General features: G+C 41.4%; 21 protein-coding genes and 1 pseudogene. 9 read left to right on the top strand and 13 right to left on the bottom strand.

Features of this window, described 5'->3' with window-relative positions; genetic code table 11:
- Nucleotides 1-233: 233 nt before the first annotated feature.
- Nucleotides 234-956 (top strand): pirin family protein, encoded by a 723-nt coding sequence (locus BKK52_RS09675; RefSeq protein WP_077478581.1) that lies wholly within the window; start codon nt 234-236, stop codon nt 954-956.
- Nucleotides 957-1126: 170 nt separating this feature from the next.
- Nucleotides 1127-2767 (top strand): phosphoethanolamine transferase, encoded by a 1641-nt coding sequence (locus BKK52_RS09670; protein ID WP_077421016.1) that lies wholly within the window; start codon nt 1127-1129, stop codon nt 2765-2767.
- 113 nt (nt 2768-2880) lie between these two features.
- On the opposite strand, the gene BKK52_RS09665 is transcribed toward BKK52_RS09670, so the two are convergent.
- The gene (locus tag BKK52_RS09665; protein ID WP_077478580.1) at nt 2881-3999 is read right to left on the bottom strand and encodes an MBL fold metallo-hydrolase; all 1119 of its coding nucleotides are present in this window, start codon (nt 3997-3999) and stop codon (nt 2881-2883) included.
- 218 nt (nt 4000-4217) lie between these two features.
- Nucleotides 4218-5360 carry an aldo/keto reductase gene (locus tag BKK52_RS09660; protein ID WP_077421018.1) on the bottom strand — a complete coding sequence of 381 codons (1143 nt, stop codon included), beginning with the start codon at nt 5358-5360 and terminating at the stop codon, nt 4218-4220.
- Between the two features lie 207 nt (nt 5361-5567).
- Here BKK52_RS09660 and BKK52_RS09655 point away from each other — a divergent pair, with 207 nt between their 5' ends.
- The gene (locus tag BKK52_RS09655) at nt 5568-6668 is read left to right on the top strand and encodes an alpha/beta hydrolase (RefSeq protein WP_077473804.1); all 1101 of its coding nucleotides are present in this window, start codon (nt 5568-5570) and stop codon (nt 6666-6668) included.
- Between the two features lie 120 nt (nt 6669-6788).
- On the opposite strand, the gene BKK52_RS09650 is transcribed toward BKK52_RS09655, so the two are convergent.
- Both BKK52_RS09650 and BKK52_RS09645 read right to left on the bottom strand, forming a co-directional pair.
- Nucleotides 6789-7829: a Gfo/Idh/MocA family oxidoreductase gene (locus BKK52_RS09650; RefSeq protein ID WP_077421020.1), complete on the bottom strand. Its 1041-nt coding sequence runs from the start codon at nt 7827-7829 to the stop codon at nt 6789-6791.
- A 91-nt stretch (nt 7830-7920) separates the two neighbouring features.
- A complete protein-coding gene (locus BKK52_RS09645; protein WP_077478579.1) occupies nt 7921-8862 on the bottom strand; it encodes a GlxA family transcriptional regulator in 942 nt (313 codons plus the stop codon).
- Between the two features lie 139 nt (nt 8863-9001).
- Here BKK52_RS09645 and BKK52_RS09640 point away from each other — a divergent pair, with 139 nt between their 5' ends.
- The 3 genes from BKK52_RS09640 to BKK52_RS09630 all read left to right on the top strand — a co-directional run bounded on the left by BKK52_RS09640 (nt 9002) and on the right by BKK52_RS09630 (nt 11144).
- Nucleotides 9002-9847, top strand: a complete 846-nt coding sequence (locus tag BKK52_RS09640) for an MBL fold metallo-hydrolase (RefSeq protein ID WP_077478578.1) — start codon at nt 9002-9004, stop codon at nt 9845-9847.
- 293 nt (nt 9848-10140) lie between these two features.
- Nucleotides 10141-10551, top strand: a complete 411-nt coding sequence (locus BKK52_RS09635; RefSeq protein ID WP_242650026.1) for an SRPBCC family protein — start codon at nt 10141-10143, stop codon at nt 10549-10551.
- An 11-nt stretch (nt 10552-10562) separates the two neighbouring features.
- Complete coding sequence (locus tag BKK52_RS09630) at nt 10563-11144, top strand: NAD(P)H-dependent oxidoreductase (protein ID WP_077478577.1); 582 nt, start codon at nt 10563-10565, stop codon at nt 11142-11144.
- 79 nt (nt 11145-11223) lie between these two features.
- Here BKK52_RS09630 and BKK52_RS09625 read toward each other — a convergent pair whose 3' ends face one another.
- The 3 genes from BKK52_RS09625 to copM all read right to left on the bottom strand — a co-directional run bounded on the left by BKK52_RS09625 (nt 11224) and on the right by copM (nt 12914).
- Nucleotides 11224-12147, bottom strand: a complete 924-nt coding sequence (locus BKK52_RS09625; protein ID WP_244160238.1) for a DMT family transporter — start codon at nt 12145-12147, stop codon at nt 11224-11226.
- Nucleotides 12148-12323: 176 nt separating this feature from the next.
- A complete protein-coding gene (locus tag BKK52_RS09620) occupies nt 12324-12569 on the bottom strand; it encodes a hypothetical protein (RefSeq protein WP_077478576.1) in 246 nt (81 codons plus the stop codon).
- Between the two features lie 48 nt (nt 12570-12617).
- Nucleotides 12618-12914 carry a CopM family metallochaperone gene (gene copM, locus BKK52_RS09615; RefSeq protein WP_370597052.1) on the bottom strand — a complete coding sequence of 99 codons (297 nt, stop codon included), beginning with the start codon at nt 12912-12914 and terminating at the stop codon, nt 12618-12620.
- A 215-nt stretch (nt 12915-13129) separates the two neighbouring features.
- Here copM and BKK52_RS09610 point away from each other — a divergent pair, with 215 nt between their 5' ends.
- Nucleotides 13130-13393, top strand: coding sequence for a type II toxin-antitoxin system Phd/YefM family antitoxin (locus BKK52_RS09610; protein WP_077478575.1), 264 nt, complete (start codon nt 13130-13132; stop codon nt 13391-13393).
- A 65-nt stretch (nt 13394-13458) separates the two neighbouring features.
- Here BKK52_RS09610 and BKK52_RS09605 read toward each other — a convergent pair whose 3' ends face one another.
- The 3 genes from BKK52_RS09605 to BKK52_RS13900 form a co-directional block, all read right to left on the bottom strand.
- Nucleotides 13459-14550 carry a cupin domain-containing carboxymuconolactone decarboxylase family protein gene (locus BKK52_RS09605; RefSeq protein WP_077478574.1) on the bottom strand — a complete coding sequence of 364 codons (1092 nt, stop codon included), beginning with the start codon at nt 14548-14550 and terminating at the stop codon, nt 13459-13461.
- Nucleotides 14551-14594: 44 nt separating this feature from the next.
- Nucleotides 14595-14957 carry an alpha/beta hydrolase gene (locus BKK52_RS13905; protein ID WP_242650025.1) on the bottom strand — a complete coding sequence of 121 codons (363 nt, stop codon included), beginning with the start codon at nt 14955-14957 and terminating at the stop codon, nt 14595-14597.
- 75 nt (nt 14958-15032) lie between these two features.
- Entirely contained in the window at nt 15033-15662 is a 630-nt protein-coding gene (locus BKK52_RS13900; RefSeq protein WP_242650024.1) for an alpha/beta hydrolase, read from the bottom strand.
- A gap of 386 nt (nt 15663-16048) precedes the next feature.
- Between BKK52_RS13900 and BKK52_RS09595 the strand changes: the two genes are divergently transcribed.
- Both BKK52_RS09595 and BKK52_RS09590 read left to right on the top strand, forming a co-directional pair.
- Nucleotides 16049-17266, top strand: a complete 1218-nt coding sequence (locus BKK52_RS09595) for an ATP-binding protein (RefSeq protein WP_077421030.1) — start codon at nt 16049-16051, stop codon at nt 17264-17266.
- An 85-nt stretch (nt 17267-17351) separates the two neighbouring features.
- Nucleotides 17352-19163 (top strand): ATP-dependent nuclease, encoded by a 1812-nt coding sequence (locus tag BKK52_RS09590; RefSeq protein ID WP_077473803.1) that lies wholly within the window; start codon nt 17352-17354, stop codon nt 19161-19163.
- Between the two features lie 38 nt (nt 19164-19201).
- Here BKK52_RS09590 and BKK52_RS09585 read toward each other — a convergent pair whose 3' ends face one another.
- From BKK52_RS09585 to BKK52_RS09575, 3 genes and pseudogenes are all read right to left on the bottom strand, one after another.
- Complete coding sequence (locus BKK52_RS09585; protein ID WP_077478573.1) at nt 19202-20308, bottom strand: alpha/beta hydrolase; 1107 nt, start codon at nt 20306-20308, stop codon at nt 19202-19204.
- A gap of 99 nt (nt 20309-20407) precedes the next feature.
- Nucleotides 20408-22063: pseudogene (locus BKK52_RS09580) on the bottom strand (carboxylesterase/lipase family protein).
- Between the two features lie 239 nt (nt 22064-22302).
- Nucleotides 22303-23145 (bottom strand): aldo/keto reductase, encoded by an 843-nt coding sequence (locus BKK52_RS09575; RefSeq protein WP_077421033.1) that lies wholly within the window; start codon nt 23143-23145, stop codon nt 22303-22305.
- Nucleotides 23146-23213 lie beyond the last annotated feature (68 nt).

Genomic DNA, 23213 nt, shown 5'->3' with positions numbered 1-23213 from the left:
ACGTCAGCCCCTTTATTTTTTACCGGAATAAGAGAGAAAGGAGCGATCATCACCCCTTTTTTCATAAAACGTCTAAAAATCCAACCGCACTTTTCCCTTTATGATTATTTCCTTTCAGTAAAAAATGTTTCAATATAACCGCCATTTTTCTTTTCTAGAAAAAGTATATGATATGCCCTATAAAACAAACATGATGATGTTTAAACCGTCTTTAAATTGATTAAGGAGTATTTATGAAAACTGTATTCCATTCTGCCAATTCCCGTGGTAATGCGGATCACGGTTGGTTGAAAAGCCGTCATACTTTTAGCTTTGCAAACTATTACGATCCTGACCGTATCCATTTTGGGGCATTACGGGTGATTAATGATGATTTCGTGGAAGGCGGGCGTGGTTTTGGTACTCATCCGCACGACAATATGGAAATTATCACTATTCCGTTAAGCGGCGATTTGGCGCACCGTGACAGTATGGGCAACGGCAGCGTGATTCGCCGTGGCGATATCCAAGTGATGTCCGCCGGCACGGGGATTACCCACAGTGAAATGAACCCTAATGCGGATACACCGGTGAAATTTCTACAAATTTGGGTGTTCCCAAATAAACGCAATGTCACCCCACGCTATCAACAAATTAGCCTGACTGACGACGCAAAACCGAACGATTTCCAACAAATTCTTTCGCCAAATGCGGAAGATGAAGGGGGGTGGATTCACCAAAATGCGTGGTTTAATTTGGCAAAATTCGACAAAGGTACAGCGAAAGAATATCGCTTACACGATACTAAAAACGGTGTCTATATTTTTGTCATCAAAGGCTCAGCTAAAGTCGCAGGCGTTGAACTTTCCGAGCGCGATGGTTTAGGCGTGTGGGATGTTGAAAATTTCAATGTAGAAGCCTCAAGTGATACGGAAATTTTGTTGATGGAAGTGCCGATGGAACTTTCCACAAAATAAGCAAAAACGGGCAGTAATAATTGCCCGTTTTTTAATTCTCTTTGAAAATCAACCGCACTTTCCGCATAAAAACCGATACCTCAGAACTTTTTTACTTAAGATAATCTTAAGATTTGCGTGTTATTCTCGCTTTCGGTTTATTTTTAACATCAACAAGGTTTAAGTTTTTTATGCAATTTTCTCGTTATTTTTTCCGGAAATTTTCACTTTCTTCCACAGTATTAATTGCTTTTATTTCTCTTTATTTCACGCTCATTCTCAATTACCCGTTTTACCAAACGGTGTTAAAACACCATCCTTTTACAGGGAGTGTGGAAGATTATTTTTTATTCACTATACCGTTTTTTGTTTTTTTCACGCTTAATGCGGCATTTCAGCTGATTGCTTTACCTATTCTGCATAAATTAATTATTCCGCTACTATTGGTAATTAGTGCCGCGATCAGTTATCAAGAAATCTTCTTTGGCATTTATTTCGATAGTGACCAACTCACCAATGTTTTACAAACTAATTTTGCCGAAAGTTCAAGGATGATCACTTTTCCTTATTTATTATGGATTTTCTTATTAGGTGTTATTCCCGCATGGCTTTATGTGCGTACACAAGTGAATTACCGTCGTTGGTATAAAGAAATTTTAATGCGTATGGGAATGGTGGCGTTTTCAGGGATGATGGTGATGCTGATTGGTAAATTCTATTACAAGGACTATGCCGCATTTTCCCGCAATCATAAAGAAATTACCCACTTAATTTTGCCTTCCAATTTTATCGGTTCAAGTATTCAGCTTGTGAAAAAACACTATAAAACCGATTTACCTTTCTCAGAAATTGGCTTAGAAACGCTGTTAGTGAAACCGGATGCCTACCGCCATGTAACAATTTTGGTGGTTGGGGAAACGACACGTGCGCAAAATTGGGGATTAAACGGTTATGAACGTCAAACTACACCGCATTTAGCAGCTCGTGACGATATTATCAATTTTAAGCACGTGTCCAGTTGTGGTACGGCAACGGCAATTTCCGTACCTTGTATGTTTTCCCGCTATACTCGAGCCGATTATGATGAGACAAAGGCCTCACATGAAGATAATCTGTTGGATATTTTGCAACGATCAGGTATTGAGGTGTTATGGCGTGATAACGATATGGGGTGTAAGGGGGTGTGCGAGCGTGTACCTACACAGGATATGACAGCATTAAATCTTGCAGAATATTGTAAAAACGGCGAATGTTTAGATGAAATTCTACTTAAAGATTTAGAAGCCGAGTTGAATAAATCCGACAAAGATACGGTGATCGTTCTCCACACTATTGGTAGCCATGGACCAACTTATCACGAGCGTTATTCCAAACCTTTTGAGCAATTTACACCTACTTGTGATACCAATGAAATCCAAAAATGTTCTAATGAGCAATTAGTCAACACTTATGATAACGGCATTTTATACATTGATAATTTTTTGAATAACGTCATTAAACTTTTAGAAAAACAACCAAATTGGGAAAGCACAATGTTCTATGTGTCCGATCATGGTGAAAGTTTGGGTGAAGATGGTATCTATCTCCATGCTGCACCTTATGCCATCGCACCGGTTTATCAGACACGTGTTCCAATGGTGATGTGGTTCTCACCGACTTGGGTAAAAAATGAAGGTTTTGATTTAGCTTGTTTACGTAAAAATGCCGAGACGCAAGAATATACCCACGATAATTATTTTCACACCGTTTTCTCTATGATGGATACGAAAAATGATGAAAATGTTTATTATAAAAAACTTGATATTCTCGCACAGTGTAAAATCCCCAAATAAGTAAGGAAAGGTGGGGGACGGATTTTACCTTTTGGCTGGATTCCCCGCTTCTGACAAAGATCGGCTCTGTTAAGGCGGGGAATAATTGAAGTATCTGTGCGTTCTTTATGGATTTATTTCACACTTTCCCACCATGAAGTTTGGGGTAATTTACCATGGATATGAAAAACTTCTCCGATTTGTGGAGTAGCAATATCAAATCCTGCTTCATTAGCCGCTTTGGTAAAACGCTCAATCGGCTCTTTCCAAGGGTGATTGGCAAGATCGAATTTTCCCCAGTGAATCGGCATCGCTTTGGTAGCGTGAATATCCTTCAATGCTTGAACACCTTGCTCCGGCATTTCATGAATCAACGCCCATTTAGGATCATAAGCCCCGTTTTCTATCATCACAAAGTCAAAAGGAGCATATTTTGCAATAATCTCGGCATAATGCTTGCCGTAGCCACTGTCTGCACTGAAATACAGGGATAAATCCGGGGATTTCACCACATAACCACCCCACAAGGTTGGATTTTGCACGTTCATTTCACGTCCGCTGAAATGGCGGGCAGGAACAAAAGTAATCGCAATATCGCCCACATTGGTTTGCTCTTCCCAATCCAATTCAGTTATGCGCTCGGCAGGTACCCCCCAACGCACAAGATGGGCTTTCACCCCAAGAGGGACGATAAACTGTTTGGCTTTTCCTTTCGCTACAATTTCTTTAATGGCTTGATAATCAAGGTGATCATAATGATCGTGAGAAATCAGCACCACATCAATGTTCGGCAGATCATCAATCACCGGTTTATTTGTCATCGCAAAAGGTTCACCTGTAAACGGTACGGGTGAGGCACGATAAAACACCGGATCGGTAATAAATTGTTTGCCGCCTGTTTTAAACAAGGTGGTGGAATGACCCAACCACGCCACGCTACCGTTTTGCCATTGAGAATTATCTAATTTTACTGTCGGTAAAGGGGCGTTAGGGTTCTTATCTTCCGCTGTCGTCAAATGATTATAAGCCCATTGCCAAAGGGAAAGCGGTTCTTCAGAAGTAATTAGTGGCGTTTTTTCAAGGTTTTGAAACTGTGTCCCGTCATAATGTTTCGAGGCTTGTATTTTGGCAAGGCTCGCTGCATCAGGTTTACCGCCCCATACAGGATGATAGGTTAAAAACACCCAAACAGCGATACCGATCATTACCGCCAAAATGACGATCCATTTAACAAGTTTTATAAGTAAATTCATTTAATTTTTTCCCGATAAAAAAGAGCAGTGACAAAAAACAACGTTTTTTAAACGTTGGTTTTGCCAACGGCACCAAAGGTGTGAATAAATTGCCCTAGTGATTTATGAATAATTCTAAAAAAGTTTTGACCGCTAAGGCAAATATTATTTGAGCCGAGTTGATAGGCTAAAAAGGGCGGTCGATTTTGCAGGCGTTTTACAAAACCAACCTTTTGGGGTTATTTCGCCTCAGAGAAATTTAAAATTGCTTCCGGTAAACGCAAGCCGACAATGTCAATCACGTCTAGTTCTTGGTGAAATTGGCGGAGTTCTTCGGCACTAAATTTCACGTCGTCCGCACCGAGGTTATCCAATAAATGGCGTGCTTTGGTGGTGCCCGGAATTGGCACGATAAACGCTTTTTGTTCCATTAACCATGCCAAAGAGAACTGTGCCGGTGTGCAAAGTTTGCGTTTTGCCCATTTTTCCACGAGTCGAATCAATTTCACATTTTGCTGCATTGCCTCAGGGGTGAAGCGGGGAATAATGCCACGCAAATCTTGTCTTGGATCTGCCGCAAAACGGCTGTTTTCGTCCACATAGCCTGCTAACGCACCCATTGCCAATGGCGACCAAGGCACAAAACCAATGCCTAATTCTTCGCAAAGCGGAATCACATCTTTTTCACGTCCACGGAAAAACAGGGAATATTCGCTTTGCACGGCAGTTAAGGGCTGAACGGCGTGGGCTTGACGAATCGTTTTCTCACCCGCTTCCGACAGTCCCCAATTTAACACTTTGCCTTGCTTCATTAAATCTTGGATTGTACCGGCGACTTCTTCAATCGGCACATTAGGATCAACACGGTGCTGATAAAGCAGGTCGATGCGGTCGGTTTGTAAACGTTGTAACATCGCATCCACCACGTTCTTGATATGCTCGGGGCGGCTATTTAACTTGCCGGTGCGTTGTCCCGTTTGTTGATCAATATCCCAACCGAATTTGGTCGCAATGATAATTTGATCACGGAAAGATTTCACCCCCTCCCCCACCACCCGCTCACTTTCAAAAGGTCCGTAGGCTTCTGCCGTATCAAAAAATGTCACCCCGTGATCGAAGGCCTGATGCACCAAACGCACCGCCTGCTGACGGCTTGGTTGCGGCACGCCGTACATATTTTGTCCCAACCCCTGACAGCCTAAGCCGAGAGAAGAAACCGTTAAATTGCCTAATTTTCGTTGGTCGGGAATTTTATCGGGTGATGCAGAAATCGGTTGTTTTCCCGTTTTCGCCGCTACGAACATCGCCGAACCACCCAAGCCCATTGCTAATGCGGTTAAACCACCGGTTTTTAATAAATGACGTTTAGATTGATTAATCATACTTAACTCCTTGACGAAAAACGGGCGCATTGTAACCACAAAAAATTGTTTCGATTAGAGGGGAAAAGCCGAATAGCCTATTGAACATAATTCAATAATCCGAAAATTGTTGAATTTTGTTCAAAAGCCTAGTGAAGAAAACCCTATTTATCTTACACAATGTGAAAAATATAATGATGCCGAATTTAATGTTTACACAAGGAAAATATGAAAAAAACACCTCTTTTTTTAACCGCACTTTCCGTTACGCTATTGGCAGCTTGCCAAAGTGTTCCTTCATCTACTTTACAAATTGAAAAACAAGGCAGCTTTACCGTGGGCGGAAGTTATGTAACCCACAAAGGCAGGTTCTCACAGAAAAACTTTCTTTCTCCAAACGGTCAACGTGCTTATGGTGATTTTGCCTATGTGAATTATCAAATACCGGTTAATGCAAAAAAATATCCATTGATTTTCCAACACGGCGGGGCACAATCCAAACGCACTTGGGAAAGCACGGTAGATGGCCGTGAAGGTTTTAACAACCTCTTTTTACGCAAAGGGTATCCTGTTTATTTGCTCGATCAACCTCGTAGCGGAGAATCCAACCTTTCAACCCAAGCCTTAGATCCTGCCACCCCTTGGGCAAGCAACCCAATGTACGGCGATAAAACCTTCTATATTTTATCCCGAGTGGGGCATTACAATGCACAGGGCTACCCTGTTCCCAATAAACAATTCCCTGAGGGAGAGGGCAATTATCAAGCCTTCCAACAAAGCTGGTCTGTAGGATCGGGGCCCTTGGATAACGATTTAAACGCCGATGTATTGGCGCAACTGGTCAATCAAACAGACGGGGCGGTGTTGGTGACCCATTCCATGGGTGGCACCATCGGTTGGCGTACGGCAATTCGTAGCGATAAAGTAAAAGGCATTGTCGCCTATGAACCGGGTGGCACACCTTTTGTTTTCCCGGAAAACGAAATGCCGAAAATCACCAAAGCCCGATTTGAACATTTATCCGCCACCGCTATGGGGGTGCCGATGAAATATTTCTTAAAACTCACCCAAATCCCTATCGTGCTGTACTACGGTGACTACATCAAACTCGGCTCAGAAAATGTCGGTGAAGATAAATGGGGCACAGAGTTTGCCATGGCAAAACAATTTGTGGACACCATCAACAAACACGGCGGCGATGCCACCTTAGTGCATTTACCTGAGATTGGTATTAAAGGCAATTCCCATTTTCTCATGGGGGAAAAAAACAACCGACAACTCGCCGATTTAATGGAAAAATGGCTGAAAGAGAAAGGGTTGGATAAATAATCTACCATAAAGGCAGATCAGAAGTGCGGTCAATTTTGCTCGGATTTTCGGTTTTAAAAATCCTTTAAAAATTGACCGCGCTTTTCATTGATTGAGAGTAAGCCAAATGAATCAGAGCATTTATAACGCCAATTTCATTCCTTTTTCCGCACTTTCAAAGGCTTTTTCGATGATGTGGAGGACAAATGCCACTTCTTCCGTTTTTATTGCCGGTTCGGCGTTATTGACAATGCTGTGATAGAGATTATCAACTAAATCCAAGTAACTGGCTTTGGCGTTAGAATAGGGTTTTCGCACCACTTCACCGTTAAGCTCTGTGTGTAAAATGCCCCAATCGGCTTCCTTTTCTTCATTCCAATTTCCCTGTGGAATCACCCCTTGATTCAGCAAAGCTTCTTGATTGTCGGGGTTGCGTTTGACATAAGACCCCAAATCGCCGTGCAAGGCAAAATACGGCGTGGTTTCACGCACATATTTACTCGCTTTTAACGCCACTTTTAAGCCGTTTTCATAATAAAGGTGAATATCGAAATTATCGTCTGATAACGCCCCGGGATGTTGATAGCGAATATCGGCAAAAACGGCTTGCGGTTTGCCAAACAAACTGACGGCCTGATCGATCAAATGTACGCCAAGGTCATAAACCAAGCCTGTTCCCTTCTCACCCGTTTCTTTCCATGCCTTCACATTTTTTTCTTTGGCATAGCGATCCATCCTAATTTCACAATCCACGGGCTTGCCGATCAAGCCTTGTGCAAGAATTTCACGGGCGGTGGCAACCGGTGCATCCCAACGGCGGTTTTGGTAGGTATAAAGCACCACACCCTGTTTTTGGGCTAACGTCGCCAATTCCAATGCTTGGGCGGCACTCACCACCAACGGCTTTTCCACTAATACATGCTTTTGGGCTAATAGCGCTTGTTTAACAAATTCATAGTGGGTTTGATTGGGCGTGGTAATGACAATGAAATCGACCTCATCGGTGAGTAATTTTTCAAAACTTGAGACAATTTCAATAGGGGGAAACCAGTCTAACGCTCTTGTCGTGGCGCGTTCAAAAAATTTTACGACGTTAAAACGTGGGTCATGTTTAAAAAAAGGGACATGGAAAATACGGGTGGAATATCCGCTACCGGCAATGGCAACATTGATTTTTTTCATATTTGGCTATCCTTGAATCGGGAAAGTGATGGCAGGTATTATTCATTTGTCGTCAAATTATTTCAATTAAATATCACCTTGAATTGAGCGCTCAGGCAAACCGCTTTTGCCATTGTTTCGGGCTAATATGGTGTTTTTGTTTAAAATGTTGGCGAAAGGCGGTAGTGGAATGAAAACCGATTTGTAGGCTGATTTCCTCAATCGTCAGTTTGGTACTTTCCAATAATTCCCGCCCCTTTTGTAACCGCATTTCAATCAACCATTGATTAAACGCCATACCTGTTGCCTTACGAAAATGGCGGGTAAAGGTGCTACGGCTCATCAATAAGCGTTCGGCAAGATGATCAATGCAATGATTCTCGGCAAGGCTGGCTCGAATAGCTTCCAATAATTCGTTGATATTTTCATTAGGGGTTTTACGGGTGAGGGGCTGTTCGATAAATTGAGCTTGGCCCCCCTCCCGATGAGGAGAAATCACCAATATTCTTGCCACTTGGTTGGCGATTTTCACTCCGTATTGTTTACGCACAATGGCAAGACAGCAATCTAATCCGGCAGCGGTGCCCGCAGAGGTGATAACACCCGAATCTTCAATATAAATTGAGTTGCAATCTAACCGCACTTGGGGAAAACGTTGCTTGAAATCGCCCTCCCCCAACCAATGAGTGGTCGCTTTTTTGCCATTAAGTAAGCCTGTATAAGCAAGGGGATAAGCCCCATAACATAACCCAACAAGTGTTGCTCCCCGCTGATATGCCTGCATTAATGCCTGCTTTAAAGCTTCCGAGGGTTCATCTTGCGGCTTATCCCAGCCGCATATCACCACAAAATCGGCAGCGTCCAATAAGCTTAAATCACCGTCTGCCTGAATGAAGGTATGAGCAGATTGAGAGATCTGTGGACTTTCCGCCACAATGTTAACCTGAAAAAGTGCCTGATTTTCAACTTCTGCAGTGAAAATCATATAAGGGACGGAAAAATGAAAAGGACTGAAATTGGGATAAAGCACAAGCGCAACGGTGGGTAATGACATCTTTTTCTCACCTCATAAAATTGACCTGAATTTTATGTTTTTTGAATTTTAAGTCAATTTTTTTATTTTTACTATGGCTGGATAATAGGCGCTATCGCAACAAGCGATATCCATTATTTCATTTTTAAGAGGAAAAACCATGAAATTCAAATTTACTTTACTGTCAGTCGGTGCGTTAATAACAAGCCTTGCCAATGCAGAGATCAACTATCAACATATCCGTAATGCTACGGCAAAAATTAACGTTGCAGGCTGCACATTTTTAGTCGACCCTTACCTTGCCCCCAAAGGCAGTTATGCAGGTTTTGAAGGCACACTAAACAGTGAAAAACGCAATCCGTTGATTGATATGACAATGCCTGCCGACAACGTGATTGAGGGGGTAGATGCGGTGATCGTCACCCATACACACGCCGATCATTGGGATGAAGCAGCACAAAAAATGATTCCGAAAACCTTGCCGATTTTTGTGCAAAATGCAGGCGATGCGAAAATCATTCGTGAGCAAGGTTTTAAAGATGTGCGTGTGGTGGGGAAAAATACCGAATTTAATAAGGTTAAATTAAGCAAAACCGGCGGACAGCACGGTACCGATGAAATGTATGCCATCCCTCAAATTGCGGAATTATTGGGTGAAGCAATGGGTGTGGTGATGCAAGCTGTAGGCGAAAAAACACTTTATATCGTGGGTGATACCATTTGGAACTATGAGGTGGATCATACACTTGCCCATTACAAACCGGAAATTATCGTGATGAATACCGGCTATGCTCAGCTAGAAAATTATCCTAATGACAGCATTATTATGGGTAAAACCGATGTTGCCAAAGCCCATCAAGCTGCCCCCAAAGCCGATATCATCACCGTGCATATGGACGCAGTAAACCACGCCAGCCTAACCTCCGATGAAATGCGTCAATTCGTCAAAGAAAACAAACTTGATCGAGTGGCGGTGCCAAAAGAAGGTGAGGTATTGAAATATTAATCAAAAATTGGAAGTAAAAAATGCCAAACAGTATTGTCCTGTTTGGCATTTTGGCAAACTCAAGTGCGGTCAGATTTTAAAAAATTTTCAAGTTTGGCTTAGCCACCGTTTCTGCTATTTTTTCCCGCAACCATTTAAAAGCCTCACTGTGATGGGTGCGTTCGTGCCATGCCAATAATTTAGTGAAACCGGGGGGATAAATATGACAAACACACAATCTGCCATTTTTTCCACAAGGTTATATTCCCGGTGAAACGGATAATTTCTGTTCAAATGAGGTTATCGTTAAAGGGGTGAGGTTAGCAGATATTTGGGAATTGTTGACCAATCCCCATAAATGGCCGAACTACTATGCCAATTCTGCCAATATTCAATATGCGAAAACACACTTAGCCTTAAATGAAACCTTTTATTTTGAAACTTTCGGTTTTCCTGTTTATGCGAAAGTCGTAGAATATGTCGCACCGAAAAACGGGCTCGGACGCATTGCATGGCGTGGCTGGGCAGGTGAAGGCGAAACCCGTTTGGATGTGCATCACGCTTGGTTGGTGGAAGAATTAGAAGGGGAAAGAATTCGTATTCTGACCCAAGAAACACAAAATGGCAACCCAGCCAAAGCACTCGCCAAAACGAAACCCAATCCCATGATTAATGGGCATCAAGAATGGCTTGATGGTATGGTCGATGCGGCTCGTCATTTATAATTGAGGTAAAAATGAACATTTTATTATTAGACGGTGGCAAATCCTTTGGTCATTCAAACGGTGAGCTTAACCATACATTACACAATACCGCTCGTGAAGTCTTAGAACAGCTTGGGCATAATATCCAAGAAACGGTGATAGATAACGGCTATGATATTGCGGCAGAAGTGGACAAATTCTTATGGATGGCTGCAGTGATCTGGCAAATGCCCGGTTGGTGGATGGGCGAACCTTGGACGGTGAAAAAATATATTGATGAAGTCTTCACTGCAGGGCATGGTAAACTCTATCAAAGTGATGGTCGTCACCGTGTCAATCCAACCCAAGGCTACGGCACAGGCGGCTTGCTCAATGGCAAAAAACACATGCTTTCCCTAACTTGGAATGCCCCGATTGAAGCCTTCACCGCACCGAATGATTTCTTTGAACAACAAGGTGTAGACGGCGTATATTTTCACTTCCATAAAGCCAATGAATTTATCGGTATCAAAGAAGCGTTGCCAACTTTCATCTGTAATGATGTCATCAAATCACCGGACGTGCCGAAATATCTTGCCGATTATAAAGCCCATTTAATGAAGGTATTTGGCTAAAATTTGGGTAGAAAAAGTGCGGTCGGTTTTACAAAACTTTTATAAAACCGACCGCACTTTTATTTGCTTATTTGAAGCATCACCACCCCACCAATAATACAAATAAACCGAGAATTTGAATAAGGCTAATCGGTTTTTTCTTCGCACCAAGTAAGCCAAATTGATCAATAATCAAACTACCGACCAACAACCCGAATAATGAAGTCACAATCGCTCCACCGGTGCCGATTTGCGGTACGATGATGACAATACCGCCGATATAAACCGCACCGAATAAACCGCCAAACCATTGCCACCAAGGCTGTGGCTTTTTTATAGCCATTTTTAAATATTTCCAGCTAGCGGGCTCTTTAAAACAAATCATCAATGCCAATAACAAGGTGCCGATAATAAAGGGCACAAAGACAGAAAGCGGGATAGATTGCAAGGTTTGTCGTAATGCCGTATTAACCGCCGGTGTGATACCAGAGGCAATACCGCCACTGATACCGAGAATTTGCCAGAAAATCAACGAAGGTTGACCGCTCTTTTTCGGGCTTGGTTGCTTGAGCGAGGGTAAAATAATAGCAATGCCAATCCCTGTCATCACTGCCATTAACCCCGCCAAACGCAAAGCGGAAAAATCATATTGCGGAGCGGAAAACCAACCGAATGTATCAACCAACGTGCCGGTGATAACCTGCCCCAAAATCGGCATAATCGCTGTTTGAACGCTTCCCAAACGGGGGAAAATCAAAATATTCACCGTTAACCCAAACATCGCCAACAAACCACCCAACCAAATCCACCAAGGCGATTGAATCACCTTTTCTACCGGAAACCCAATTGGTGCATTTTGAATTAAAATCAGCAAAATTAAAAAGAGAGAGCCAACACCAAAAGAAATAAATGAAGATAGCAATGGCGACACCACATTGTTGCGTAGCACCGAATTCATTCCCGTTTGAAAGGCAATTCCCATTCCAATCAATGCCCCAATGAGGGCAGCTAATAAAGCAAGCATTATTTTCTCCCATCAATAATATGGCGGGCATTATAGAGGACAAAAATTGTTTTGATTAGATAAGATAAATTAAAAGGGTTGTTGAGTGAAATTCAATAATCTATCGATGTGGTTTTAACATTGAAAACAAGCGACATATCAACCGCACTTCATAGTAGAGCGTTTTACCCAAGCGGTTATTTTCCATTTAATTTAAAAATCACCGCCTGATAATACTTTCTGAAAGTTACACCGCCCTCTTGGCTTGCAAAACAATCGCCTTGCTTTCCAAAATCGGGCTTGGGCTGCCAACAGTATTCAACATTGCTTTGCCAATAGCGGAATTTGAGTTTTTGTAAAAACGCCTTCAAAATCCACCGCACTTTTTGTTGTACCGAGAAAAAATTCACTACGCCAATTTTGGGATAGCGTAAAACAATCATCGCCCAAGCCTCATCATTGAGCGATGATTGAAAAGGAAAAACAATGGGTTATTTTTGATGTTTTTTCAACCATTGTTGCATAAATTTAATTTCCTCTTCTTGTGCCTTAATAATATTTTCAGCCAATTGACGTAGTTCAGGATCTTTGCCATATTTCAACTCAATTTCCGCCATTTTTACCGCGCCTTGATGATGAGGAATCATACCCGCAGCAAAAGCGATATCCGCATCTTGGCTTTCCATCCCTTTCATCATATCTTGGTGCATCTCGTTCATACCCGCCATTAATTCTTGCTGCATAGGGGTAAGATGCGTGCTGTGGTGGTGATGTGCAGTATTTGCCATAGCACTAAAACCGAATGTCAAAGCAGATAATGTGATAAATAGTTTTTTCATAAAATACTCCATTGTGTGAATTGGGTCGCTATCTTAAAGGTTGACCCTAGGTTAAAGTCAAGAGCATACCGAATGCCTGTGTTAAGAAAGTACCATTTCTCCTTTCTTATGGCAAAAAACGCACTAGTATTCCTGCATATTAACAATATTAAGGGGAGGGATATATGCCTATTATGACCAACCATGAATTTAATCAAAATCCTAGCCAAGCCCCCAAATATGCCTTAAAAGAACCGGTTATTATCACCAATCGGGGCGCCCCCGCATTTGTTTTGATGAGTTATTCAGACTATGAAAAAACACAGAAACCTTTTGTCAGCATTGCAGATGCACTTTGCCCGAGCAGTCCTGATGTGGCGGATATTGAATTAGAATTACAACCACGCAGCCGTGCCCAACGCCGCGCCGTTGATTTAGATGAGGCATAAAAACCGTCTAAATGATGATTCAGACGGTTTTTTATCTAAAAGTGCGGTGATTTTTCCCATTATTTTTATAACTGCTTCAACACCTCATTTGCCTTATCCGAAGCACCAGAATTGAGTTTGGTTAACTCCGCGATAATTCGTTTGAGTTCCGTTTCAGTTAAGCCGAGATTTTGCAAAATACCGAAATGGGAGCGCAGTTGATTTTGCACCGTTTCAAGCCCCGCAAGGGTACTGACAGTAACCAGTTCACGATTAACCGCACTTAAATTATCACGGCTGAATAAATAGCCAAATAAATGGGCTTTAAGGGCGTAATCAATGCCTTCAACATTCCATAATACCGCCGAATTATCCCGTCCGTTTAGGGTATTGAGCGTGAGTGTCCCCAAAGTGTAGTAATCGGGAGAGTGGGAGAATGTTGGTAGGTTGCCCTGCTCATCTTTTATCCCTTTTTCCGCCCGTTCTTTCAGTAAAGTTTGCAGTGTAATTAAACCGTTTAAGGCACGAGGAAAACCGGCGTAGGCATACTGATGAGCGAAAATTTCTTGTAATTCACTCACCGTTAAACCGCTTGCCAAGCCTTGTTCTAAGGCTGATTTAAGTGGTGTTAGCTCACCACGGGCGGCATAAAAAGCAATCGGTACAATGGCAAGCTGCTTATCTTCCAACGGGGTGATTTGACTGATTTTTTGTAAATCCGCTTCCGGGTTAGTTTTCGGCAACACGACTTTTTCCAGCCAAGTGGCGTGATTCTCTTTAGCATTCGGGCTGATGACAATGTGCGACATTTTGCTATGCTCACCCGCTCCGTGCCAATGTTTCACGTTCGGCGGACACCAAATCACATCGCCTTTTTTGATGATTTGAATCGGCTTGCCCCATTGCTGCGTGCGCCCCTCCCCTTCAATGACGATTAAATATTGCCCGTGAGAATGGCTGTGCCAATCGGTGATCGTGCCGGCTTCAAATTCCACGATAGCCGAACCATCGGGGCTAGAGGGAATTTCAGGTAATCGGGTAAAGCGTGCCGCCCCCGAAAAATGCTTGGTCGGGGCCTCAATCCATTGATGTTGCGTATAAGGGCTAATGGCTTGCTCCGCCAAAGCCGGCATCGCCAACCCCAAAAGTGCGGTTGAAAATAACAGCGTTTTTCTCATATCCTTCTCCATAAAAATTGGGCGGCTCAAGCCACCCACAAGAATTATAAGTTTTTACCAAAAAAGTCCGTTAATTTCTCACTGATTTGTTTAACATATTCGGGTTTCCAGTAGGTTTCGATATGTTTAGCATCAGGTACGATAAACAATTCTTTGTTTTGTGTCCCCTTAGCATTCGCAAACACTTCTTCCGTCATATAGCGACTATCGGCTTTTTCGCCTGCAATCATCAATAACGGTTGATTGATAAGTGCGACATTATCGTTCACATCAAACGCCATTAAATCCAATAAACTGCTCACGGTAAAATTAGTTTGCGAATTAGGGTGAGCATGAGTTTGCGCATAATATTCATAGCCTTGACGGTATAAATCATAAGGTAATGCAGCTACTTGCTCCGGCGTCATACCTGCGGCAAAGGCCGGTGTATAAAGGATCTCACCGCCTGCTGCCTCTTTTGCACGCGCTTCTGAAGCTTGTTTTTAGCGCGCTTGAATGGTATCGGTTTGTGAACGCATAAAGCCATTACGGCGGGCATCACCACTGTTAAACATAGAAACCGTTGCGACAGATTGAAAGCGTTTATCGCTTTTTGCAGCATTAATGGAATAACCACCGCCCCCACAAATGCCCAATAATCCTAAACGATTGGCATCCACACCTTTAAAAGTGCTGATGAAATCCGCTGCTGCGCGAATATCTTCAGTACGGAATTGAGGTTTATCAATATAGCGAGGTTCACCACCACTTCCGCCTTGGTACGCCGCGTCAAAAGCGATCGTGATATAGCCTTGCTCGGCTAATTTCTGTGCATAAAGCCCTGCCACTTGCTCTTTTACCCCGCCATTCGGGTGAGCCACTACAATTGCCGGATATTTTTTGCTGGGATCAAAATTAGCCGGTGTATAGACATTGGCAACAGCATCCACACCATTGGCTTTGTAATGCACGGTTTGAATGTTCACTTTGCCTTGCACATTTTCTGTGATCGCACCGTCATAGGTTAAGGTAAAAGGATTTTGTCTGTAATCAGCCGCCATAGCATTTGCTCCTAAAAATAATGTTGAAATAAATAAACCTGAAATCAGGCTTTTCTTAAATGATTGTCTCATTGTGCTTTCCTCGTATTAATTGAATGGACGCATTATAAAAGAAAGCCATTGTGTTGATTAGATAGGAAAAATTCAAAGGGGTTGTGAATGGTATTCAATAATCAAAAATAGTAGAAAACTGACCGCACTTTAGATTTTTTAAATGCTTTAAGATCATTTTTCCTTTGAAAAAATGTGATTTTTATTATTTTTTCGTTGGAAAAAGCGTGAAGGTGCGCCGGTTTCTCGTTGGGAAAAATGTTGGTACTCATTATTATGAGGGGCGTAAAAGAATGGAATGCTAGATTTATAATTAAAACTCTTTAGATAAAGATAAAAAATTTCAAATATACTTTAAACTTTTTTGTTTTGGTGATAATGTACCTATTATAAATTAAGGGGGGAATATGAAAAAAGATTTGGTTTATCGCCAGAAATACCTTGAAATGGTACGTCCATTTATCGGCAAAAGTTTGATTAAAGTGTTCACAGGGCAACACCGTGTAGGAAAAAGCTACTTGCTGTTTCAGATTATGCAAGAGATTCAAACAGCAGATGAAAATGCCCATATTATTTATATCAACAAAGAAGACCTGGCATTTAGCCACATTGCAACTGCTGAAAATCTGAATGATTTTGTACAAGAGCAGAAAAAGAGCGGTCAAAAAAATTATATTTTTATTGATGAAATCCAAGAAATTACAGTCTTTGAGCAGGCGTTACGTTCACTTTTATTAGATGACGAATTGGATTTATATTGCACAGGCAGCAATGCCCATTTGCTTTCTCGAGATATTGCCGGGGCGTTGAGTGGACGAGCGATTGAAATTCAGGTGCATTCCCTTTCCTATTTTGAATTTCTTGAATTTATGAAACTGGACGATAGTGATAAGTCGATGTCGCTATATTTGAAATACGGTGGTCTGCCTTATTTGAAAGACCTGCCGTTACAAGACAATATCGTGTTTGAATATTTACGAAATATCTATTCCACTATTGCGATTCGTGACATCGTGAACCGTTATGCGTTGCGAAATGTACAGTTTTTAGAGCAGCTCACGCAATTTTTGGCAAGCAATATCGGCAATCTTTTTTCCGCTAAAAAAATCTCTGATTTCTTAAAATCACAGAAAATTACCACATCAAGCGGACAGGTACAAAATTATGCGGAATACCTTGCTAATGCTTTTTTGATTTACAAAGTGCCACGTTATGATATTGAAGGAAAACGCATTTTTGAGATTGGCGAAAAATACTATTTTGAAGATTTAGGCTTGCGAAATGCTTTGATAGGGTATCGTCCGCAAGATCGTGGAAAACTACTCGAAAACTGCATTTTTAATCATCTTCAAATCGCCGGTTTCGATGTCAAAATCGGTGGCTTAAATAGCCAAGAAATTGACTTCGTGGCAGAAAAAAACGGCGAACGTATCTATGTGCAATCGATGCTCACCATCAACGAAGAAAAAACGTTTGAACGAGAATTTGGCAACCTACTCAAAATCCAAGACAACTACCCGAAATATGTGGTGACGATGGATGAATTTGATGGGAATACTTTTGAGGGAGTGCAGTATTTGAGTTTGAGGGCGTTTTTGAAGGTGGTTTTGGGGAAGATAAAATAAAGATTGAATAGCAATTCAGTTTTCTATGACGGATTTTAAAACCATAGTATGGCTCTCGTATTTTTTTATTACTAAGGAATGAATTATGGAATTTCCATTACGTATTATAGCTAATATCAATAGTCATGAAGGTGATTTTTCACGAGAAGTTGAATTAAGATCACCACTAACCTTTATTGTTGGTCCAAATGGTTCAGGTAAAACTCATTTACTGAAAGGTTTAAAAAACAGCTTTAATCAACATACGAATAAAAAAGTTCGTTTTATTTCTGCTGGGCGTTTAGGCCCTTTAGAACATTATCGTTCCAAGACAAATGATAATTACTATAGCAATAATACTGTAGATCAAATTACACATGGCGGGAAAGGATATACAAAAGAAAGGCATAAAATTGAATCCATTAATGGAGATTTACATACTTTATCTATCAGAAAGGATATTCTTATTAAAGTCAGAGAGCGCTTACAAAAATTATTCAAAAGAAATATCAATATTGACTGGGATTCAGGTGATTTGAAAGTTTCATTTTCTAAATTAGGAAAAGGAAACTCTTATTATTCTTCTGGGCGTGAAGCATCAGGTTTACTGCATTTAGTTGGAATTTTGTCTGCATTGTATGATGATGAGGTCGGTGTTTTACTTATTGATGAGCCTGAAGTATCTCTACACCCACAGTTACAAGCTTTTTTACTAAAAGAAATTTCTCGTATTGCAGACATTCCCAATGAAAATGGCTATCAGAAGATTATTGTGATTGCAACACACTCAACAGAAATGATAAAACTTTCAAAAACTGATGATTTGTTATCTTTCATTTTTTGTAATGATCTAAAAGAAGAACCTGTTCAAATACCTACTAATGCAGATGAACTAAAAAATAAAAAAATTAAAGGATTGATTGCTCGCTTAGGGCAAGAACACAAATTAGCTTTGTTTTCTCGAATCCCACTTCTAGTTGAAGGTCCAACAGATGTTATTGTCTGCAATACGCTTTCAGATAAGTTATATCTAAACCTTGAAGCTGCAGGTTCTCAGATATTACCAATTAATGGCAAGGAAGCTATACCAGAAACTGTTAAGTTATTTCGATTAATGGGGAAAACACCGACAGTTTTAGTTGATGCAGATGCTTTTGCCGATAGTTTGAATTTAGTTAATGCTTATTTTCATGATAAAACAATAAAAAATCGTGCTGATATTCTAGCGAGCGAGAAAGGACTATCGGATATTTTAAGAACAGCCAAACAAATTCATAATGACTTCTGTTTATTAATGCAAAATAATTGGAGTGATATATCTGAACTAGCCGAAAAACATCCTTATTTTAAATTAACAAAAGATGAATCTTTAAATAAGAGACGCTCTGCATTATGTATCCTATTTAATGAAAATGGTTTTACTGAAAAATGGATAAAAATAAGAAATAGAATCAATGTTTTATTTAGTATCTTTGAACAATCAGGATTATTTATTTTGAGAAAAGGAGCTCTTGAATCCTACTATCATGACAACAAGGAAATTACAGATAAAGTTGATGACGCTGTTAGTGAAAGTGAATATATTTCATCCTTATCTGATGATGAAATAGAAGCTGCATACCAAGATATTTTGAACTGTTTAAGATTTGCATCAAATAGTGAAACTATTGATGAATCAAGAGCAATTAGAGATGAGCTACTATCATTCATTTCCCCAATTCATGCTCGTTATGCAGAAGAATCTGATTTAGATATGATAAGCAGTTTACCATCTATTTTTACTTATCGAATTAATGACGTAGGAAAATTAGAAATATCTATGAAGAGTAAAGTATTAGATGTTCAAGGATTTCCTATCATCTTAGATAAAAATGATGATGTTCGAACAGTCGTTAATAATAGATTAGGAATTGAATAATATAAGAATGCCGTCTGAACTTCCAGACGGCATTCCCCTTACTTATCCAACCCCATCTCCCTCAACCACTCCGCCAAATGCTCCGCTACTTCCGCATTGTTGGTATCTTGCATCATAAAGTGGGTATTGCCTTTAATCCCTACTTTCGGTAACTCAACAATTTCTACTTTACCGCCGTGTTTGTTCACCACTTCCGCCCATTGTTTGGCAAGGCTTAACCGGATGCGCCATTGGTCTTCACCTTGGTTGTTGGAGACTTGTTCACTGATAAAATCGCCAAAGTAGATGATAATCGGCATTTTGGTGAGTTTTTCAAAGTCGGTTTTGCTTGCTACAGCAGGTTTGATATCGCCAAATTTGCTGGTGATGGTTGGGGGAACTTCATCTTCCGGGAAAGGGAAATTGCCCGGTTCAAAAGAAACAATCGCCTTCACTTTGTCGCTTTGCATTCCCACTAACCAGCCGATGATGCCACCTTGGGAATGGGTAACGAGCACGCTGTTACCCGTGCGTTCAAATAATTTCACCATACTGTCGCTGATGACTTTTGCATCAAATGCCCCCACATTTGGGGTCATTTGGCGGAAAAATTGATTGAGTGATGCCTCGTCTTTTGGGAAGGCAACGCCCTCATTGAAATTCGGGTAAGTGCCAATGCGGAATTGGGCGAACCAAAATTGATCGTCCGGTGTGGCTTTTACTTCAGCATCAACCGTGCTACGTCCAGACCAGCCACGGCGAGGTTGGTCCACTAAATAAACCGGGTAGTTTTTGCGTAAAAAGAGGTTTTGGAAACCCTCACGTCCGTCTGGAGTGGTTTGCCATGTCCGCCTGGATTGCCCTGCACCGTGTAAAAAGACAAGGGGATAAGGACGGGAATTCGTCGGGATTTGGTAAAACACAGTGGCGTGATCGCCGTGTAAAGTTTGTCCACCGGCTTGGAGTGAGGCGGAATAAACGTCCATAAAATTATTGCTTTCCTTGCCTTTTGCCACATCAGGTAAGGGTTGATACGTCCCTTCGCTGGTCTTCACCTCACCACCGACGGCAAAACTGCCTTGCTGTTCAATAGAAAGTGGTCCTGCAAAGGCTTGTGTAGCAAGACAAGCGGTGAAAATAGCGGAAAATTTCGCAAATTTTTTCATTGGGTTTCCTCTTTATAAATGATTGGTAAGGTGGAGGATTTTATCCCCCCCCTCGTTTTATCAATGTTTTTGTAAATTTATGCCAAAAATTAACCGCACTTAAAACTTCATACTCGGTGCAAGCAAACGCTGTAATTTTGCATCGTGATGTTGTTTCACTTCCGGTTGGTTGTCAAAAATCATCACATTGCCGTTTTCACGGGTGTAGGCATCCCACTGCGGCAAACCTTCGGCATTTGGGTTGCCGGTTTTTGCAAAATTTGTCCACGCACGGGTCATTTTATCGGCGAGGGCTTGCGCTTCCTCACCCCCTCCGGTTGCTTGTGCCATCCGTTGAATATTGTTGAATACAAAGGCAATTTCTGCGGTGTGATAGCTCATCGGTGTGCCGTTAAATACGGGTGTATCCCAACTAAATAAGTAGTTATATACAGGTGCCCCTTTTTGATCGGCTTTTAAACTCGCGGTTTTTAAGGCTGGCGCACGCAAGAAACTGTCCACATACAAGGCATCGGCAACCAGACGGTTTGGATAAGCCTCTTTGAATGCCGCAATCACTTCATCGGTTTTCTCACCATATTTCGCTTTGAGTTTTTCCATGGTTTGCGTATCTGTCCAAGTAAAGCGGTTGTCTTTTTGTGCATTTACCAAATCAAGTTGCACACCAAAGCTTTCCCATTCTGTTAAGTTTGAACCGATTAAAAGCGGAATATCTTTTGCAATTTCAGGGTATTTTTCGCCCACTGGCTCTTGTGGAATAACACGACTATCCAAACTTGGCGCCCACAATAACGCCATATCACGGTTGTATAAATCCGTTAAACCAAGCTCTTTCGCAGTTTGTTGATTGGCTTTGATAGCCGCTTCGTTAATTTGAGCCGGCGTAAATTCGTTGAGTTTTTCAAGTGCGGTCGGTTTTACGCCTAAATTCTCAAGGGTCAGTTCTGCCACACGGCGACTGGCTTGTTGAGAGGTAAGCATCATCCCCATTTTCTCTAAGGCACCGCTTTGCTCAATGGCTTTGTGGAATAAGCCTTTTGCCGAAGGCATTGCCATTAAGGTCAAAACTTTCGCCCCACCACCTGATTCACCAAAAATGGTGACGTTATTGGGATCGCCCCCGAATTGTTCGATATTGGTTTTCACCCATTCCAAGGCTGCCACTAAATCTTGCATACCGAGGTTGCTGGAATCTTTATATTTTCCATCGTAAGCCGAGAGATCTAAAAAGCCCATAGCATTTAAACGGTGATTAACAGACACTACAACCACATCACCTTTTTTCGCTAAATTGGTGCCATCATAACTGTCTAAATCGTTCGATGCGCCCGATTGAAAACCACCACCGTGAATCCACACCATCACAGGGCGTTTTTTGCCATCAGAAATAGAGGGGGATCAAATATTAAGATTTTGACAATGTTCGCCTTCTATCATCTCAGGGCCGGTAAAAAAGAAAGAACGTCCGCCCATTGGGACTTGAGGACAAACTTCACCATAAGTTAATGCCAATTTTTCCCCTTGCCAATTTGCCACGGCTTTTGGCGGCATAAAACGTTCAGCACTCGCATAAGGCACACCTTTATAAGTGAACACACCGTTTTGCACAAAACCTTGCAATGCCCCGCCTTGGGTTTGCACCACAGCAATATTATGACCCGCTTGAACTCCCATTTCTGAAGCGTAAGAGAGGCTCATAGCGGAAAATGCGCTCAATAATATTGAAAATATTGTGGTCTTTTTTAATTTCATCATATCTCCCGAAATTTAAAAAAAGGGATAACGGCATTATTCGGGTTGAGCTCCGAATAATAACCGAACGTATAATTTATATCGCTAACATAGCCTTCCGACCAACTAGACATAAGATTTCCTCATAAATATTAATAGAAATTAAATATAGTGAATTAAAATTTCAATGATATAGCGTTAGCCTGCCTTGTCTCATTTTTATTTTAATCCACTATAATTTTAAGCCAGTGATCGAAAAATACTTACCCACGATGTTCCGCCAACCACTGCACCATTTTCGGATCTCGGTGATTGAAAATGATTTCATCACGATTAAGTGTCGCAATTTGAGCCAAATCCTGCTCATCAAGAGTGAAATCAAAAATATCACGGTTTTCAACCATCCGCTCAATCTTAACGGATTTTGGAATAATTGCCACGCCACGTTGATTCAACCAACGTAATACCACCTGTGCCACCGATTTACCGTGTTTTTGTGCAATGGCGGTTAAAATTGGGTTACTAAAAATTTCAAATTTCCCTTCGGCAAGCGGGCCCCAAGCTTGCTGTACCACACCTAATTCCCGATGGAGAGCGATTTCCGCTTCACGTTGATAGAACGGATGGGTTTCAATTTGATTGACTGCAGGCACAATCTCATGACAAGTAATCAAATCCATTAAACGATCGCCATGGAAATTACTCACCCCGATAGCACGGGCTTTACCGGCTTTATATAATTCCTCCATAGCACGCCATTGCTCATGCACATCGCCAAAAGGTTGATGCATTAAATAGAGATCCACATAATCCAACCCTAAACGATTTAATGAGGCTTCAAGAGCTTTTTTGGTGTTTTCATAACCGTTTTCACGTTGGATCCACAATTTGGTGGTGACAAAAATCGCTTCACGGGGAATGCCGCTTGCTTTAATAGCACGCCCAACACCGGCCTCGTTGCCATAAACGGCGGCGGTATCCAATAAACGATAGCCGGTTTTCAAGGCTTCCAATACCGCTTTTTCCGTTTCCTCATCGCTCACTTGGAATACGCCAAAACCGACCATTGGCATTTCAATACCGTTATTTAGTTTGACTGATTTCATTTTTGCTCTCCTGTTTAAGTTCAATGGAACGCATTGTAAAGCATTAAGATTGTTTTGATTAGTAGGAT

Origin of the sequence: Rodentibacter trehalosifermentans, from assembly GCF_002000545.1 — a bacterium.
Lineage (GTDB): Bacteria > Pseudomonadota > Gammaproteobacteria > Enterobacterales > Pasteurellaceae > Rodentibacter > Rodentibacter trehalosifermentans.
Note: the sequence above shows the minus strand (reverse complement) of the source record. Positions and strands in the feature narration are given on the sequence as shown.

Bases quoted from the DNA above. Each gene is read 5' to 3' on its own strand.
- BKK52_RS09675 (WP_077478581.1), top strand. From the start codon at position 234: ATGAAAACTGTATTCCATTCTGCCAATTCCCGTGGTAATGCGGATCAC.
- BKK52_RS09670 (WP_077421016.1), top strand. From the start codon at position 1,127: ATGCAATTTTCTCGTTATTTTTTCCGGAAATTTTCACTTTCTTCCACA.
- BKK52_RS09665 (WP_077478580.1), bottom strand. From the start codon at position 3,999: ATGAATTTACTTATAAAACTTGTTAAATGGATCGTCATTTTGGCGGTA.
- BKK52_RS09660 (WP_077421018.1), bottom strand. From the start codon at position 5,360: ATGATTAATCAATCTAAACGTCATTTATTAAAAACCGGTGGTTTAACC.
- BKK52_RS09655 (WP_077473804.1), top strand. From the start codon at position 5,568: ATGAAAAAAACACCTCTTTTTTTAACCGCACTTTCCGTTACGCTATTG.
- BKK52_RS09650 (WP_077421020.1), bottom strand. From the start codon at position 7,829: ATGAAAAAAATCAATGTTGCCATTGCCGGTAGCGGATATTCCACCCGT.
- BKK52_RS09645 (WP_077478579.1), bottom strand. From the start codon at position 8,862: ATGTCATTACCCACCGTTGCGCTTGTGCTTTATCCCAATTTCAGTCCT.
- BKK52_RS09640 (WP_077478578.1), top strand. From the start codon at position 9,002: ATGAAATTCAAATTTACTTTACTGTCAGTCGGTGCGTTAATAACAAGC.
- BKK52_RS09630 (WP_077478577.1), top strand. From the start codon at position 10,563: ATGAACATTTTATTATTAGACGGTGGCAAATCCTTTGGTCATTCAAAC.
- BKK52_RS09625 (WP_244160238.1), bottom strand. From the start codon at position 12,147: ATGCTTGCTTTATTAGCTGCCCTCATTGGGGCATTGATTGGAATGGGA.
- BKK52_RS09620 (WP_077478576.1), bottom strand. From the start codon at position 12,569: ATGATTGTTTTACGCTATCCCAAAATTGGCGTAGTGAATTTTTTCTCG.
- copM (WP_370597052.1), bottom strand. From the start codon at position 12,914: ATGGCAAATACTGCACATCACCACCACAGCACGCATCTTACCCCTATG.
- BKK52_RS09610 (WP_077478575.1), top strand. From the start codon at position 13,130: ATGCCTATTATGACCAACCATGAATTTAATCAAAATCCTAGCCAAGCC.
- BKK52_RS09605 (WP_077478574.1), bottom strand. From the start codon at position 14,550: ATGAGAAAAACGCTGTTATTTTCAACCGCACTTTTGGGGTTGGCGATG.
- BKK52_RS13905 (WP_242650025.1), bottom strand. From the start codon at position 14,957: ATGACGCCGGAGCAAGTAGCTGCATTACCTTATGATTTATACCGTCAA.
- BKK52_RS13900 (WP_242650024.1), bottom strand. From the start codon at position 15,662: ATGAGACAATCATTTAAGAAAAGCCTGATTTCAGGTTTATTTATTTCA.
- BKK52_RS09595 (WP_077421030.1), top strand. From the start codon at position 16,049: ATGAAAAAAGATTTGGTTTATCGCCAGAAATACCTTGAAATGGTACGT.
- BKK52_RS09590 (WP_077473803.1), top strand. From the start codon at position 17,352: ATGGAATTTCCATTACGTATTATAGCTAATATCAATAGTCATGAAGGT.
- BKK52_RS09585 (WP_077478573.1), bottom strand. From the start codon at position 20,308: ATGAAAAAATTTGCGAAATTTTCCGCTATTTTCACCGCTTGTCTTGCT.
- BKK52_RS09575 (WP_077421033.1), bottom strand. From the start codon at position 23,145: ATGAAATCAGTCAAACTAAATAACGGTATTGAAATGCCAATGGTCGGT.